The following is a 15,334-nucleotide window of genomic DNA, read 5'->3' as shown; positions in this document are numbered from 1 at the left end:
GTGAATTTGCTTACAAGGAATTATAAAATATACTTATCCGGGGAGGCAGCATGGGAACGATCATTTGCTTTATATCCGATCAGTTTGCCGATTTTGAGATCACTTTGGCATGCCATAAATTGACGCAAGTCGGTCAGAAACAGGTTTTGTGTGCCGGGTACAATTTGGATCCCGTCATGAGCGAATCCGGCTTGACCTACAAGCCGGATCTAGCGATCAAGGATGCCTTGAATCTCCATGAGGTCGAGGGGCTGCTGATTCCGGGAGGGCCGATACGCGATCAGAAGGAGGAGCTGACAGAGCTGATCCAGAAGCTGGATCAAGAGGAAAAGCTGCTTGCTGCCGTATGCAACGGCCCGCAGTATTTGGGGAGAGCCGGAGTGCTGAACCGCCGTCAATTCACGACGTCATGCGCAGTTGAACGCATCATCAGGCTGGGCGTAGCGGATCCGTTTCCGAGGGAGCAATACCTCGAGCAGCGAGTGGTCCAAGACGGTCATGTCATTACGGCCAAAGGGCGGGCATTTGTCGACTTTTCCTTTGCTATTTTTGATTATCTGGATATTTATCGGGACAAGCAGGCGGAAAGAGACCAGCTGTTCGCTGATATTATGGACAGGTAAGGTGCGGGAGGCTCATCACAGCAGGATATTTTAAAATGAGTAAGGGAGATCGCCGGGGCGCCTGCGGTCTTCTTTTTTTTGCGTGCACATAAGAGGGCGGAAGTTCAGAGCCAAATGTCAATGCTAGATAAATATAACTAGCAGATAAATAGGAATGAGAGCTAATAGTTGGAAATGCTAGAAATGATGAAATGGCTTAGTACTTGCTAGGTTACGTATACATACAATACGAATGAGCATAGAGGACATATAAAGATGGAGGCGGTAACGATGATAGCCCGAAATGGATAAAGCAAAAAATAATAGAAATATAGAAAAGAAGGTGAGGTCACATGCATGATCTGATGGTCCCGATTACTATAATAAGCTTTCTATGTACCGTATCCTTTATATTTTGGCGGCCTCATGTTAATGAGGCGATACCGGCAAGCGTCGGCGCCTTGGTGGTCCTGATCAGTGGCAGCGTTTCATTGCAAGACTTGGGATTGATTACTGAAACGATAGGCGGCGCCGCCATTACTATTATAGCTACCATTGTTATGGCCATTGTATTGGAAAGCTTCGGTTTCTTTCATTGGGCCGCCTCGCTGCTGCTGAAGCAAGCAAAGGGCTCGGGCAGGCGATTATTTTGGTATACCAACGGGTTCTGCTTCCTTATGACGCTGTTCGTGAACAACGACGGGAGTATCTTGATCACAACACCGATTCTGCTCATGCTGCTGCAGCGGCTGCGTTTGAAAAATCATCAAAAGATTCCTTATCTGCTGTCCGGTGCACTCATAGCCACGGCGTCCAGCGCCCCTATCGGGGTTAGCAATATCGTGAATCTGATCGCGCTCAAAATTGTCAATATGGATTTATACATGCACACGGCCATGATGTTCGTACCGGCTTCGGCAGGGCTTGTACTGCTGACATTCATGCTTTATTTTATTTTCTACCGGGTGCTGCCGCGCAGGCTGGCTAACGTTCAACTCGATCCCTGGTACCAGCCCTATCCTGCTGCCCCCGGGCACCATCCGCTCAAGGATACGAAGCCGGTTGTTCCAAGGGAGAAGCAGACGAAACTCATGCGCAACATCTTCATTTTCGTCTTGGGTGTAAGATTAAGCCTCTTTGCCGCTTCATACCTTCATTTCCCTGTCCCGTGGATGGCGGTCATCGGATCCGCTTTTTTGCTCGCATGGCGTTGGTATTACCTGAAAATCTCCCCCCTGGATATGCTGAAGAAAACACCATGGTATATTTTGATATTCGCATTCAGTATGTATGTGATTATTTACGGCCTGCACAATATCGGACTGACGGAAATGCTGATTCAGCTTCTGCAGCCTGTTATTAAGGGCAGCTTGCTTCACGCAAGTGTCGTCATGGGTTTCGTGATGTCCGTTTTGTCCAATATTTTTAATAATCATCCTGCCTTGATGGTTGGTACCCTCACCTTAACCCATATGGGTCTTGACCCGTTAACTTTGAAAATATCGTATCTGGCCAGTGTCATTGGCAGTGATATGGGCTCCTTGCTGCTGCCGATCGGTACATTAGCCACGCTGATGTGGATGCACATGATAAAAAAAGGTAAGGTAAGAATCACCTGGGGTGAATACTTGAAGGTGACTTCCCTTGTTATACCCGTTACCGTATTTTTCACTTTGGTCTTCCTGGCCCAATGGGTGTCCTGGTTTTTCTGACGAAGGTAACGAAAAAAAACGACCTCCTGAATCGAACAGGGAAGGCCGTTTGCAAAAAGAGTTAGGATGAAGACGATTTAGCTTATGTAAAGAGATACGCTAAGGCTTGGGCATTTATAGGTAAGATGAATAAAAGGGGGCATATGCCTGCTTCTTTTTTTATAGCCAGCAGCCTGAAACAACAGCCTTCGGCATACGTATGTAAGATATGCATCCTTACTCTACGCTGGAGGTCGATATGATGAATACGGAAGTAAGCAAGAATACGAAAAAAAGTCCGATCGGGTTGTTTATTAATTTGGGTTTGGGAGCGTTTATTGTACTCGTGCTAGCGTTCAACAGCTTCGCTTCTGTCCAGTACGGCCATGTCGGATTATACAAGACATTCGGCAAATTAAACGATGATATCCTGGGTCCGGGCATCCATCTGAAATTTCCGTTTATTCAAAGCGTCATCCAGGTCAACACCCAGGTAACCAAAGCGGAGACGGATACCTCTGCCTCCTCCAAGGATCTTCAGCCGGTATCCACCCATGTGGCCGTCAACTATTCCGTCGATAAAGCAGCGGCCTTCCATTTGATGAATAATATAGGCGGCTCCTATGATACGGTCATCATTGCCCCGGCAATTCAGGAAATCGTGAAGGAAGTGACCGCCAAATACCCGGCTGAGGATTTAATCGCAAAGCGGGACGTCGTCGCTTCAGAGATTAGCGATCATTTGACGAAGAGATTGGCGAAGTACGATTTGATTGTAAATGACATTAACATTGTAAACTTTAAATTTTCCGATGCATTTAATCAGTCGATCGAAGCCAAGCAGGTTGCCCAGCAGCAGGCATTGAAAGCGGAAAACGACTTGAAGCGGATTGAAATCGAGGCGAAGCAAAAGGTTGCTCAGGCTCAAGCCGAAGCCGAATCGCTAAAGCTGAAAAAGCAAGAGGTTACAGCTGAATTGGTACAGCTCAAGCAGATCGAGGTGCAGGAAAAGGCGCTGGAGAAATGGGATGGTCATTTACCTGCCGTGACAAGCGGCGCTACGCCGTTCATTGATCTCAACTCGCTTGGCAGCAATAAAAAATAACGAATGGTAGAGAAAGCACACACAGAATTTTCTCCCACAAGCAGTACTGAATACCTCGAAGCCGTTGAATCTTGGTGCACCAGCCTTTTTATGGTAAAATGAACCAAATATATCTTGGCGAAAGGAGAGGCTGAAGTGACACCACAATTTTTCACGGAACCGGGGGAGTTTGGGCAGTGGCTGGAGCAACACCATAACCGCGAGCAGGAGCTTTGGGTCGGCTATTATAAGAAAGGCGCCGGCAAGCCAACCATTACTTGGCCTGAATCGGTGGACGAAGCGCTTTGTTACGGATGGATTGACGGCCTTCGCAAAAGCCTTGGCGCGGAAAGCTATATGATTCGTTTCACGCCGCGGAAGCCTCGCAGCATATGGAGCGTTGTGAATATGAACCGCGTGGAGGAGCTGAAACGCCAGGGGCGAATGAAGCCGGAAGGGCTGCGTGCGTATGAATTGCGTTCCAAGGAGCGGTCCGCCGTGTATTCCTTTGAGCAGAAGGAGCCTGCGAAGCTTAGCGATGCTTTCGAGGAGAGGCTACGCGCCAATCCACAGGCGTGGAGCTATTTCCAAGCCCAGGCGCCGTGGTACAGGAAAACCGCCATTCACTGGGTCATGAGTGCCAAGAAGGAGGAAACGCGGGCTAAAAGACTGGCTGTTCTGATTGAGGATTCGGAGCAAGGCCGAACGATCCCATCGCTGTCCTGGAAGAAACGGGAATAACATGATATAGTGTACTAGATTATACTAGAAAAGAGGGTCTTGCTATGATAGATCATATTGTACTGGTGAAATTCGGGGAGAGCACGACACAGGAGCAGCTCCAGGAAGTCGTGGATCGTTTTAAGGCGCTGCGCAGCCATTTGACAGGGATTGTCGACCTGCAGGCCGGAATCAATTTCTCGGAAAAAAACCAAGGCTACCAGGTGGTCTTATCCGTCCGCTTTGAGGACAGGGCGGCACTGCAAGCCTACGGTCCGAATCCTCAGCATCAAGAGGTCGCTGCCTTTATCCGTGAAGTGGGAAGAGTCGATAGTCTTATTGTTGATATTGAAATTTAATTTGCCGTAAGGCATAAGAATATGCTGCATGTTGACAAGCCGGCTGCCGTCTCTCAGGTACGTCGGCTTTTTGTTGCGAACGAAGCCGTTCGTTTGTGATTTTACAAGGTAATACGCGAAAATATGCCACAATCTGGAATGAATCTGATATACTATAGAAATTTACATATTTTATAGATTGAAACCAGATTGGGGGAGAATCGGTTGTCGCTTATTGAAGTGAATCACATTCAAAAGGTTTTCCAAACCTCCATAAGGCGGGAGGGACGTTTCGGCATGCTCAAAAGCTTAATCCGGCCGCAGATGAAGACCTTAACCGCTGTGGAGGACATCAGCTTCAGTATTGAGCAAGGGGAAAGTGTTGCCTATCTCGGTCCCAACGGTGCCGGGAAATCAACGACGATCAAAATGCTGACAGGCATATTGGAGCCAAGCGGCGGAACGATTCGCATCGGAGGGCTGATTCCACACAAGAACCGCAAACGGAACAGCTATCAGGTTGGCGTCGTGTTCGGTCAAAGGTCTCAGCTGCTGTTCGATCTGCCGGTCAAGGACTCCTATGAGCTGCTTCGCTACATGTACAGCATCCCGCATTCTGTATACCGCCGGAATCTGGATGAGTTTGCCGATGTATTAGAAGTGGGGCATTTGCTCAGCCGGCCAGTGAGAACGCTTTCTTTAGGTCAGCGGATGCGTTGTGAAATCTTGGCGGCGCTGCTGCACGAGCCGGAAATATTGTTTCTCGACGAGCCTACGATTGGCCTTGATGTGGTGGCTAAGGAACGAATACGGGCGTTTATCGAGAAAATTAATCGTGAGAAGGGGGTTACTTTACTGCTGACGACTCACGATATGAACGACATTGAGAGGCTGTGCCATCGAACCATGATTATTGACAAAGGCCATTTGATCTACGATGGCAGCCTCCAGTATATTAAAGAGCATTTTGCGACGGAACGGCAAATTCGAGCTGTTTTTCCTGATGCCGTGGCTGCCCAATTGGCTGCAGGTGTATACATGGACATGGCCGGTGTGAGTGTCCGTCTGGAGGAGCAAGTGCTCCGTCTGACCTACGACCAGCATGTGACGGATACGGCCGAACTGCTGCGATTGCTGCTGCAGCGGGCCAATCCAAGGGATTTGACGATGCAGGACGAGAGTGTGGATGCGCTGATCAGCCGCATTTATCGCGAAGGGATAACGGAGTCCAAACACCCTCACCGGCATATTGGGGAACCGCTCCGGGTCACCGGGGGGGTGGCGCAATAATGAACGCGATTCAACGTATGGCGGGAATGTCCGGGATTGCAGTGAGGCAGCGGCTGCATTTCCGGTTTGATTTTATGATGACCTTGCTGTCTACCCTTATGTTCAGTGTCATGTATTATATGCTGTGGAAAGCGATCTACAGCAATTCGGTGAGCATGGCGCTGCCTTGGCAGCAGCTTATCACCTACGTGATGATCGGGCAAGCGATCAATTTTGCCAGGTGGTCGCCTGCCGAACGTGCACCTACTTATGAAACGGCTGCAAGGGTGCGGTCGGGAGATATCGCGCTGGATTTGATCCGTCCGATCGATTTTCAAGTGCAGCGGTTTCTGGAGGCCGCCGGATTTTTTGTCGTCGAGATGCTGTGGGTGAACCTTCCCGCCATGTTCCTGCTTATTTTCGTGTTGGGCATTTCTCCGCCGGCCGATCTTGCCGCTGCATTCGGATTTGCCCTGAGCCTTATGATCGGCTTTTTGGTGGCGTTCAGCCTGAATTCAATCGTGATGATGATTTCTTTTCTAACGACGAATACGTTTGGTGTCCAGCTGATCAAGCGGGCTATCGTCGATATTTTCGCCGGAACGCTGATTCCTTTTGAGTTTTTTCCGGTTTGGCTTAAAGCCCTCGTGCAGTATTTACCCTTTCAGTCGATGGCGTACATTCCTTTATCGATCTATACCGGGAAATTAACGGGCTCGGCTATGGTGCAGGCGCTGCTGGAGCAATGTGTATGGGCTGTGATTATGATTGTCATCAGCCGGGTATTGTGGATGCGGGCGGCCAAACGGCTGTCCATCAATGGGGGGTGAGAACATGCTGATGCCGCAGCGAAATCCAGGGCAGCAGCTGCTGTACTGGATCGGGATGTATGGTCAATATTTGAAGATTTATTGCAAAACGCTGGTCGAATACCGCGCGGATACGATCATTTCGGTACTTGCCGGGATCATGGTGCAGGGAAGCACCCTGCTATTCTTGGCGGTCATATTTCAACGTATCCCCCAGCTGGCGGATTGGAATTTTTATGAGCTGGTGTTTATTTTCGGTCTCGCCGCAACAGGGAAAGCACTGAACCAGACCTTTTTTAATGCACCGTTCTCGCTGCACGGTTTGATTCGAAGAGGACAGATGGATGTGATGATGGCCAGACCGGTAGGCGTGCTGTTTCAGGCGGTTGGCCATTCACAGGAGCTCAATGGGGTCGGTCAATCGGTGACGGGAATTGCGATGTTGTGTTATGCAGCGTGGCACCTTCAGTTGAACTGGACCCCGTGGACACTGCTCTATATCGTTATCGCGCTGATCAGCAGTGCGGTCATTCAATTTGCGATTTTATTGACCATCAGTGTTACTTCCTTTTGGGTGCTTGAGGTCCGATCCGTCATTTACCCTGTCAATTGGCTGTACGATTTTACCCGCTATCCGCTCGAAATTTTTCACCCGTTTGTGCGCGGACTGCTCACCTATGCCATTCCGTATGCACTTGGCAGCTTTTTCCCTGCCGCTTATTTGCTTCGACCTTCGGGATATGCATGGGCCGGATGGGTTGTTCCGCTGGGCGCCATGGTCATTATGCTTTTGGCCTACAGCTTTTGGCGGATTGGCTTGCGGAGATATTCCAGCGCAGCCGGGTAGCTACTCCATTTTATCCAAGGTCAATTGGAAGGTGATGGACAGAAAAGCGACAAAGACGGCGGACAAGCACAAGCACAACAGGGGATTACGGTAATGGATGCGAAGTAAGGGAAACATGATCAGATCGAACAAAATGGACCAATACAGATTCCAGCCGTTGTGATACGTGATGGAGCCGTAATGGACCGAGATCCACTCCATGACAAGAAATAATAAGACAAATCCGATGATGTACAGCAACTGTTTGATGAATCTTTGCTCCGGGAAATGGGATAAGAAGACAAGCGTGGATAACGGCATGCCGATGACGATCAACAGAATTTCGGGCATTGTCTGGTTTGGAAGGCCATTCGGCTCCATCTGCCAGAGCGGGTAATCATCGCATATGACCTCATAGAGAAGATTGCCTATTGCCGCGTATAAAGCGGTAGGATAATAGGTATACCACAAGCGCCAGTGAACGAGCTTGAAGGAACTGATGATCCAAAGAACGGAATACACGACGGCAACCAATGCGGCTCTCTCCTTTTCAATGCCTGATTAAAACCAAGCTATGCATACTAGAATATCCCATTCTGCGGCTTCCTATTTATGTGAGGTCCGGGATGGGGAACACTGCTGCAAACCCTTGCAACCTGATGGTTGGCATCCGGGTTGGAATCTGGGTTGGAATCTGATAAGATTAACCTTTATTTATTGTTCAACAGAGACTAACGATGGAAGTCAGAGGAATTGCAAACGATGAAACAAACCTTTTCATATCCGCAAAAATTACGTCAGCTGCTTGTTATTTTACTGCCGATTCTTGTTACCCAGGTGTCCATGTTCGCCATGTCCTTTCTCGACACCTTCATGTCGGGCCATTCGAGCACGGCGGATTTGGCCGGGGTAGCTATCGGCACCAGTATTTGGATCCCTGTTCAGACGGGCTTGACCGGTATCTTGTTTGCCGTAACGCCGATCGTTGCTCAGCTGGTGGGAGAGAAGCGCAAAGAACTGGTTCCGTATAAGGTTGTCCAAAGCATCTATTTGGCGGTCGTCGTTGCGGTTGCTGTCGTAGCGATCGGGGGCTTTGCTCTGAATCCGATCCTTGACCGCATGAATCTGGAAGCTGCGGTAAGGCAGACGGCGCACGGTTTTTTGACGGCGATTGCGATAGGTATCCTTCCTTTATTCGTCTATTCGGTGCTTCGCAGCTATATGGACGGACTGGGACAGACGAGAATGTCGATGCTTATTACACTCATCTCCCTGCCCATAAACAGCTTTTTGAATCTTGTGTTTATTTTCGGTAAATGGGGCTTTCCCCGCCTGGGCGGCGTTGGCGCAGGGGTAGCCTCCGGTATCACCTACTGGTGCATTTGCCTTATCGCGCTGTTCGTTATTATTCGGGTAAAACCGTTCGCTGACTATCATATTTTCCGCAAAATGTATCGAGTCTCCTTAACCGCTTGGAAGGAGCTGCTGAAGGTCGGCCTGCCGATCGGCTTCGCGATCTTCTTCGAGGTGAGCATTTTTGCAGCGGTCACTTTGTTCATGAGCGAGTTCAACACGGCTACGATTGCCGCGCATCAGGCAGCCTTGAATTTCGCCTCCTTTTTGTACATGATCCCTCTAAGCATCTCCATGGCTTTGACGATTATGGTAGGCTTTGAGGTGGGAGCAAGAAGGTTCAAGGATGCCAAGCAGTACAGCTTCCTAGGTATTTTGTTGGCTCTGGGTATGGCCATTTTCAGCGCTGCGATTCTTCTGCTGTTCAGTAAGCAGGTCGCGGGGATCTACACCGCGGATGAACAGGTGCTTGTCCTGACGCAGCAATTTCTCGTATTTGCGTTATTTTTCCAGCTGTCCGATGCGTTGGCAGCACCGATCCAAGGGGCCTTGCGCGGATATAAAGACGTCAATATCACATTAGTTGTCGCGATAGTGTCTTATTGGCTCATCGGACTGCCCGTCGGCTATGCGCTCGCGCACATGGCTTCATATGGGGCATTCGGCTATTGGATCGGGTTAATCACCGGTCTCGCCTTCGGTGCGATAGGGCTGTTCTGCCGGCTTCTGTATGTGCAGCGGAAGCGTACCCGTCCGGAATCGTCAGCGCCAGAGTCTGCTTGATGCTTCAGCTATAGAAACCAATAAACACCCGGCATGCTTCGGAAGGAAGCGACCGGGTGTTCTTCATGTTAACAAAGTGCAAGTATTGAAAAAAAGTGCTACCCCTGTCTTGCCCCCTGCAAAAAAGTCCCGTTGCCAGTCAGGACATCTTCGATTAGTCTGAGTCTGCAAGAGCTTACAATCGACGAATGGAGTGGACAGAATGAGTACTTCGGCAAAAGGAAAAGTGTGGCCCGCAGAGTGGAGCTGGACGAAGGACTTGATTACTGGCATACCGATGCGCCAGCTAACGAATCACCTTTCGCATAGCTTTCACCTATATTTCACCAATAACGGCTGGTATGATAACGGGTCGAAGCTGCTGTTCGGGTCCGACCGAAGCAATGCGACGAATTTATTCAGCCTGGACCTGATCCGCGGGGATATCACTCAGCTGACCGATTACTCGGGAAGCACGGCCGCAATTCAACAGTGCTATCTAAGTCCCGACGGACTCAAAGCCTACTACACGAAGGAGAAGCAGATGATCTCGATTCATCTGGATACCTTGGAGGAGCAAGTGATCTATGAGGCGCCTGCTGGCTTTGGATTAGGCAATCTGAGCTGCACTGCAGACGGCGCCTGGATTTGCGCCTGTATCAAGGAGGATTTGAGCGACCGGATTCAAACCTCGCTAGGGGCCGGGTATATCGGCTTTGAAGAAACGGCCAGAGCAAAGCCGCATTGCAAAATCGTGCTTATTCCAGCGGACGGCGGCGCTTCCAAAGTCATACATGAAGAGAAGGTTTGGATCGGTCACGTCAACGCCTCCCCAACCCAGCCGCACCTGCTGAGCTTTTGCCATGAAGGTCCCTGGGATCTTGTCGATCACCGGATTTGGTGCATGAACATTGAAACCGGAGAGGTATGGAAGATTCGTACCTCGGAGGACAATGTGTTTGTCGGGCACGAATACTGGCATGCCGACGGGCTTCGAATCGGGTATCACGGCTATACCGAATCGCTTCATAATCAAGACGGTAAATTTATCGGTTCGGTCCGTTACGATAATACCGAGTGCGAGGAGTATGCGTTTCCTTTTCAGAACATGCATATTCACTCCAATGACTCCGAGTTGATTGTAGGAGACGGCCAGCAAACAAGTGCTTATCACGGCGATCAATTCCAGGATACAATCTGCTTATGGAAAAAAACGGACGAAGGGCTGGAAGGCCCTCGGATCTTATGCCGGCACCGGGGAAGCTTTCAGTCCCAAAAAATTCATGTGCATCCCCGGTTCAGCCCCGATGGGACCCAGGTGCTGTTCACAAGTGACCTTAGCGGGTACGGCAACCTTTATCTGGTCGATGTCCCGGCATTTGAAGGGCTGCCAAAGCAAGTATTATCAAAGGAATAATCATAGGTTAAAAGGCAAGAGGAGGGAGCAAATCCTTTCTCTTGTTTTTTATTTCTTCGACTACCTTCTTAGGAGGGCCGGCGAAAAGGTGTGGAAGTTACTGGTTGTTATAGTAGGTAGTTTACATAAGGGATAGCCCTACAGGCTATACTAAACAAAAAATGGTCAACCGAATGGCGACCTCCGGAGGTGGACAGCATGTTCTTTTGGCAAAAAATGAAATATGGAAAGTCACGGAACCATGCTGCCCGTCAAGGGGGGACAAGAAACGAGGCCACAAGCAGCACAGCACCACCAGACCAACCTCAAAAACATCTGATCAGCAGCCGCTTGGAAGCCAACATAAAGTTCTTGGAGAAGATGCTGGGCTCGACGGAAGATTTCAAGCTGCGGCGATTTGACGCGTTGGGTCAATATAAAGCGGTGATGACGTACTTATCGAGTATGATCGATCCGGATATCGTGAGTGCAGATATATTGAAGCCTCTCATGCATCCTCCAGCTCGATTCGAAGGAGTAAGCCTGGAGCCGGAGCAATTGAAAAAGGTGCTTCTTCACGACACGCTCTATCACTGCAAAGGCGAGCTGGACAGCGACATGGATAAGCTGATGGAATCCTTGCTAAGAGGATATACCCTCGTATTTATCGAGGGAATGAACGAAGCCTTCGTATTCCCGTCGTGTAACATTGCGATGCGCAGCATTACCCAGCCGCAGACGGAGCAGGTCATCCGTGGACCGCGGGAAGGCTTTATCGAGAACTTGGAAACGAATATAGCTCTCATGAGGTATCGTCTTCCAACGGCAGCTTTTCGCATCAAGAGTATGAAGATCGGCCGGGTGACCAAATCCAAGGTGGCGGTATGCTACCTGGACGGGGTTGCCAATAATGAGCTGGTAGAAGAGGTGATCAGCCGTTTATCCGGTATCGATATCGACGGGGTCCTGGACGTCGGTTACTTGGAGCAATTTATCGAGGACAGTCATTTCACACCTTTTCCTCAAATCCAGAATACGGAAAGACCGGATAAGGCGGTAGCCAATATGCTGGAGGGCCGGGTGATCGTTCTCGTTGACGGTTCTCCGTTTGCGTTAATTGCCCCGAGTGTATTCAGCCAGTTTTATCAAACGACAGAAGATTATTCGGAACGGTTTGTGATGGTCAGCTTTATTCGGCTGGCACGATTGCTGGCGCTTGCCTTTTCTTTGGTCACGCCCTCTCTATATGTTGCTATCATTTCATTTAACCCCGAACTGATTCCTACCGAATTCGCGGTTGCGGTAGCCGGCGGCCGGGCGGGTGTTCCGTTTCCTTCCGTTGTGGAGGTTCTGATTATGGAAGCCTCCATGGAGGTGCTTCGGGAAGCGACCTTGCGGCTGCCGCAGCAAATCGGCGGGGCTTTGTCGATTGTAGGGGTACTTGTCATCGGAACCGCGGCCGTTGCTGCGGGCTTCGTGAGTCCGATTACCGTCGTCGTGATCGCGTTGACCACGATCGGTTCTTTTGCAACGCCGGCTTATAATGCGGCTTTGGCGCTTCGGCTGCTCCGCTTTCCGCTTGTATTCGCAGCGGGGATGTTCGGCCTGTATGGGGTGATGGCGGGGTTGATCCTTATTGCGAACCATATGCTGTCGCTGCGCTCCTTCGGCGTTCCTTATTTGAGTCCTGTCATCCCGGGCAACTTCCAAGGGATGAAGGATACCGTTATGCGCGCACCGCTTTCTTCTATGAAAAAGAGACCCTCCATGCTGCATTCGCCGAATCCCCAGCGTGTAGGGGATCAAGTTGCAGGAGAGATGCAAAAACCGACGCACAATACGTTAGATCCGCTTAAAGTAGGAAATGAGAAATGGGGGAACCAAGATGGAATATCCTCGTCAGATCACGATGATCCAAGCGGCAGCCGTTCTGATTAGTACGATTATCGGGGTCGGGGTGCTTCCTCTGCCTTTGTTTGCCGTTCGTGCCGCAGGTACCGGGGCGCCGCTTGTCACTTTTCTTGGCATACTGATTGCTTCGGTTGGCTTGTGGACCATTACGAAGCTGGGCATGCGCTTTCCGAACCAATCCATCATCCAATACAGCGAGGAAATTATAGGCAAATGGTTTGCCTGGTTAGGCTGTGTGATGATTATTATTTTTTTCGGGGTCCTGACCTCCTTGACGGCACGGGAATTCGGTGAAGTCGTGATTACGACGGTTTTGAAAAGAACCCCGCTGGAGGTCACGGTCATTGTGATGCTGCTGCTGGCGACCTTTTCCTCCCGCAACACCGTCACGACCTTCGCTTACATACATAACTTCTACTTACCGCTGCTCGTGTTCCCGGTCATTCTCATCGTGGCCTTTTCATTGAAAAATGCGGAGGTTATTAATCTCCTTCCTATTTATGGAAATGATGCAAGCCAGGGCAACATGATCAAAGGAATGCTTACGATTGCCGGCTTGTTTCAAGGAACATTCATCTATACGATCGTGATTCCAGCGATGCGGAGGCCGGACCGGGCGATGCAGGCCAGCTTCTGGGGAATGTTCATTGCAGGAGGTCTCTATTTATCCATTGTTGTCGCGACGGTCAGTGTATTTGGACAGGAGGAGACGAAGCTGCTGCTATGGCCGACCCTGGAGCTTGCCAAAACCACGACGCTGCCGGGGAACGTGCTGGAACGATTGGACGCCGCATTTCTCGCCGTGTGGGTAACTGCGGTGTTCACGACCTTGTTTTCCAGTTATTATTTTACGATCCGGGCCATCAGCAAACTGTTTCGGTTGAGGGATCACAAGATGCTTTCCTTGTTTATTATGCCTTACTTATTCGTACTGGCGATGATTCCGCAAAACATTCTTCATATGTACCATATTATTCAGTGGGTTTCCCGAACCGGACTATTTATCACGATCGTCTACCCGCTATTGCTGCTGGTCGTAGCGATGGTGCGGAAGAAAAGGAGAGAGCTCGATGACAGCAAAGCGACGGAACAAGACGGTTAGTGTTCTCCTTCTTGTCATTACCGTCTTTCCTATTCTTGCTGGCTGTTGGGACCGGATGGAGATTGAGGAAAGGGCGGTTGTATTGGGAATTGGGATCGATAAGGCCAAGGAGAAACACACGAAGCCGAATGAAGCGGTCTCCCACCCAGCCAATAAGGATATGAAAGTGTTGGGGACGGATATTATCAAGGTTACCGTACAGATTGCTGTTCCTGGCCGAATCCCGTTAGGACCGGGGGAAGGCGGAGGCGGAGGCGGCGGTCAGAAGACGGTATGGGTTGTCGAAGCGGTTGGACATACGGTGGCGGATGCCTTCAACGTTCTTCAGCAAAGAGTATCGCGCCCACTCTTCTTCGGGCATTTGCGTATCATTGTGGTATCCGAGGTGGTCGCAAGCAAAGGAATCGAAAATTTGAACGATTATTTCCGACGGAATCCAGAGGTTCGGCGTACGAACTGGATGGTGATCTGCAAGGGAGAGGCAGCCAATATCATGCATGCATCCCCCCAACTGGAACGAGTCCCGACTCTATACTTGATGACGACCATGGACCAGGCAGTCAAAATGGGCCGGTTCCCCAACGATTTTCTGGGTATATTCTGGAGCTCCGTTTCGGCCAAAGGCAAAGAAGGGTATTTACCTTATATGGAAATGATGGAGAATGACAACGTCCAGATTAGCGGACTTGCCCTTTTTAGAGGGGACAAGCTGGTTTCGGTCACGGACCCAAGAGAAATTATATTGTATATGGGTATTATGGGGGTCAGGGAAGGCGGCGGGGAGAGTTATGTCAAGCCAAAGGGTTCATCCGATTATTTCATGTTTCAAAGCCGCACCCGCAAATCCACATTTAAAGTAAGTCTGCAGGATGGGAAGCCGCACATTAATGTCCGTGTCATTATTGAAGGCAATCTGCTCAGTAAAAGCAGTGAAGCGGTAACACTTAATGAGGCGCTTGTTCGGGACATTGAGCTCCAATTGGATAAGATTGCCATGCAAAGCTACAAGCAGTTGGTTGTCAAGACACAGGCTGTCAGCTCTGACATCTTTGGCTTCGGTGAGCATATTCGTGCCAAGCTGCCTAAATATTGGAATGAGCATATTAAAACCGAAGAGCATTGGCAGGAGCAATATAGCGGGCTCAAGGTGGATATCAGCGTAGATATTCATGTTCGGCGGATCGGAATGAAAGCTACTTAAGACGGAGCGTTAAACACTAGAGCACCCGCTAAGGAAGGATGAATGCCATGTTTACCGGTGTTGTGGTCAGTTATATGAACTTCATCCTGTTTCTGCTCCTCTTATCCGGCTGGTTCGTTCTGCAATTTGATGTGAACCGCTATAAGAAACGGGGGATGGAAAAGGAATATAAGACGTCCAAATGGTTAGGATGGATCAATCTCGTTATTGGAACCTTCGGCTTAGTCGGGAATTGGTTTTACTAAAGAAGACGACACCGAACTGATTGTA

At 49.7% G+C, this 15,334-nt stretch carries 15 protein-coding genes; 14 read left to right on the top strand and 1 reads right to left on the bottom strand.

The window, feature by feature from the left end; genetic code table 11:
• Positions 1-50 precede the first annotated feature (50 nt).
• The 8 genes from CF651_RS00890 to CF651_RS00855 all read left to right on the top strand — a co-directional run bounded on the left by CF651_RS00890 (position 51) and on the right by CF651_RS00855 (position 7,360).
• The gene (locus CF651_RS00890; RefSeq protein ID WP_094012959.1) at positions 51-623 is read left to right on the top strand and encodes a DJ-1/PfpI family protein; all 573 of its coding nucleotides are present in this window, start codon (positions 51-53) and stop codon (positions 621-623) included.
• A 332-nt stretch (positions 624-955) separates the two neighbouring features.
• Positions 956-2,314, top strand: coding sequence for an arsenic transporter (locus tag CF651_RS00885; RefSeq protein WP_094012958.1), 1,359 nt, complete (start codon positions 956-958; stop codon positions 2,312-2,314).
• Between the two features lie 238 nt (positions 2,315-2,552).
• Entirely contained in the window at positions 2,553-3,398 is an 846-nt protein-coding gene (locus CF651_RS00880) for a prohibitin family protein (RefSeq protein WP_245855579.1), read from the top strand.
• A 135-nt stretch (positions 3,399-3,533) separates the two neighbouring features.
• On the top strand, positions 3,534-4,118 hold the full coding sequence (locus CF651_RS00875) for a YdeI/OmpD-associated family protein (protein ID WP_094012956.1): 585 nt from the start codon (positions 3,534-3,536) through the stop codon (positions 4,116-4,118).
• A gap of 44 nt (positions 4,119-4,162) precedes the next feature.
• The gene (locus tag CF651_RS00870; protein ID WP_094012955.1) at positions 4,163-4,456 is read left to right on the top strand and encodes a Dabb family protein; all 294 of its coding nucleotides are present in this window, start codon (positions 4,163-4,165) and stop codon (positions 4,454-4,456) included.
• A gap of 276 nt (positions 4,457-4,732) precedes the next feature.
• Complete coding sequence (locus CF651_RS00865) at positions 4,733-5,725, top strand: ABC transporter ATP-binding protein (protein ID WP_218827825.1); 993 nt, start codon at positions 4,733-4,735, stop codon at positions 5,723-5,725.
• Positions 5,725-6,534: an ABC transporter permease gene (locus CF651_RS00860; protein WP_094012953.1), complete on the top strand. Its 810-nt coding sequence runs from the start codon at positions 5,725-5,727 to the stop codon at positions 6,532-6,534. The genes CF651_RS00865 and CF651_RS00860 overlap by 1 nt, the downstream gene beginning before the upstream one ends.
• A gap of 4 nt (positions 6,535-6,538) precedes the next feature.
• Entirely contained in the window at positions 6,539-7,360 is an 822-nt protein-coding gene (locus CF651_RS00855) for an ABC transporter permease (protein WP_179232639.1), read from the top strand.
• Here the strand turns inward: CF651_RS00855 and CF651_RS00850 are convergent, their stop codons facing one another.
• Positions 7,361-7,873 carry a CBO0543 family protein gene (locus CF651_RS00850; protein WP_094012951.1) on the bottom strand — a complete coding sequence of 171 codons (513 nt, stop codon included), beginning with the start codon at positions 7,871-7,873 and terminating at the stop codon, positions 7,361-7,363.
• Between the two features lie 228 nt (positions 7,874-8,101).
• On the opposite strand from CF651_RS00850, the gene CF651_RS00845 reads away from it, so the two are divergent.
• From CF651_RS00845 to CF651_RS00820, 6 genes are all read left to right on the top strand, one after another.
• A complete protein-coding gene (locus CF651_RS00845; protein WP_094012950.1) occupies positions 8,102-9,475 on the top strand; it encodes an MATE family efflux transporter in 1,374 nt (457 codons plus the stop codon).
• Between the two features lie 202 nt (positions 9,476-9,677).
• The gene (locus CF651_RS00840; protein ID WP_094012949.1) at positions 9,678-10,871 is read left to right on the top strand and encodes an oligogalacturonate lyase family protein; all 1,194 of its coding nucleotides are present in this window, start codon (positions 9,678-9,680) and stop codon (positions 10,869-10,871) included.
• 198 nt (positions 10,872-11,069) lie between these two features.
• A complete protein-coding gene (locus tag CF651_RS00835) occupies positions 11,070-12,788 on the top strand; it encodes a spore germination protein (protein ID WP_094012948.1) in 1,719 nt (572 codons plus the stop codon).
• Positions 12,736-13,863 (top strand): GerAB/ArcD/ProY family transporter, encoded by a 1,128-nt coding sequence (locus tag CF651_RS00830; RefSeq protein ID WP_094012947.1) that lies wholly within the window; start codon positions 12,736-12,738, stop codon positions 13,861-13,863. Before CF651_RS00835 ends, CF651_RS00830 begins: the two co-directional genes overlap by 53 nt.
• Entirely contained in the window at positions 13,832-15,064 is a 1,233-nt protein-coding gene (locus CF651_RS00825; protein WP_094012946.1) for a Ger(x)C family spore germination protein, read from the top strand. Before CF651_RS00830 ends, CF651_RS00825 begins: the two co-directional genes overlap by 32 nt.
• 47 nt (positions 15,065-15,111) lie before the next feature.
• Positions 15,112-15,309, top strand: coding sequence for a CLC_0170 family protein (locus tag CF651_RS00820; RefSeq protein WP_094012945.1), 198 nt, complete (start codon positions 15,112-15,114; stop codon positions 15,307-15,309).
• Positions 15,310-15,334 lie beyond the last annotated feature (25 nt).

Source organism: Paenibacillus rigui, assembly GCF_002234615.1.
Lineage (GTDB): Bacteria > Bacillota > Bacilli > Paenibacillales > NBRC-103111 > Paenibacillus_S > Paenibacillus_S rigui.
The sequence above is the reverse complement of the archived record's forward strand: the minus strand, read 5'-3'. Positions and strand labels throughout refer to the sequence as shown.

Coding starts and splice junctions, on each gene's coding strand:
- CF651_RS00840 (WP_094012949.1), top strand. CDS start 9,678: ATGAGTACTTCGGCAAAAGGAAAAGTGTGGCCCGCAGAGTGGAGCTGG.
- CF651_RS00870 (WP_094012955.1), top strand. CDS start 4,163: ATGATAGATCATATTGTACTGGTGAAATTCGGGGAGAGCACGACACAG.
- CF651_RS00830 (WP_094012947.1), top strand. CDS start 12,736: ATGGAATATCCTCGTCAGATCACGATGATCCAAGCGGCAGCCGTTCTG.
- CF651_RS00885 (WP_094012958.1), top strand. CDS start 956: ATGCATGATCTGATGGTCCCGATTACTATAATAAGCTTTCTATGTACC.
- CF651_RS00855 (WP_179232639.1), top strand. CDS start 6,539: ATGCTGATGCCGCAGCGAAATCCAGGGCAGCAGCTGCTGTACTGGATC.
- CF651_RS00865 (WP_218827825.1), top strand. CDS start 4,733: ATGCTCAAAAGCTTAATCCGGCCGCAGATGAAGACCTTAACCGCTGTG.
- CF651_RS00825 (WP_094012946.1), top strand. CDS start 13,832: ATGACAGCAAAGCGACGGAACAAGACGGTTAGTGTTCTCCTTCTTGTC.
- CF651_RS00890 (WP_094012959.1), top strand. CDS start 51: ATGGGAACGATCATTTGCTTTATATCCGATCAGTTTGCCGATTTTGAG.
- CF651_RS00835 (WP_094012948.1), top strand. CDS start 11,070: ATGTTCTTTTGGCAAAAAATGAAATATGGAAAGTCACGGAACCATGCT.
- CF651_RS00860 (WP_094012953.1), top strand. CDS start 5,725: ATGAACGCGATTCAACGTATGGCGGGAATGTCCGGGATTGCAGTGAGG.
- CF651_RS00880 (WP_245855579.1), top strand. CDS start 2,553: ATGATGAATACGGAAGTAAGCAAGAATACGAAAAAAAGTCCGATCGGG.
- CF651_RS00845 (WP_094012950.1), top strand. CDS start 8,102: ATGAAACAAACCTTTTCATATCCGCAAAAATTACGTCAGCTGCTTGTT.
- CF651_RS00820 (WP_094012945.1), top strand. CDS start 15,112: ATGTTTACCGGTGTTGTGGTCAGTTATATGAACTTCATCCTGTTTCTG.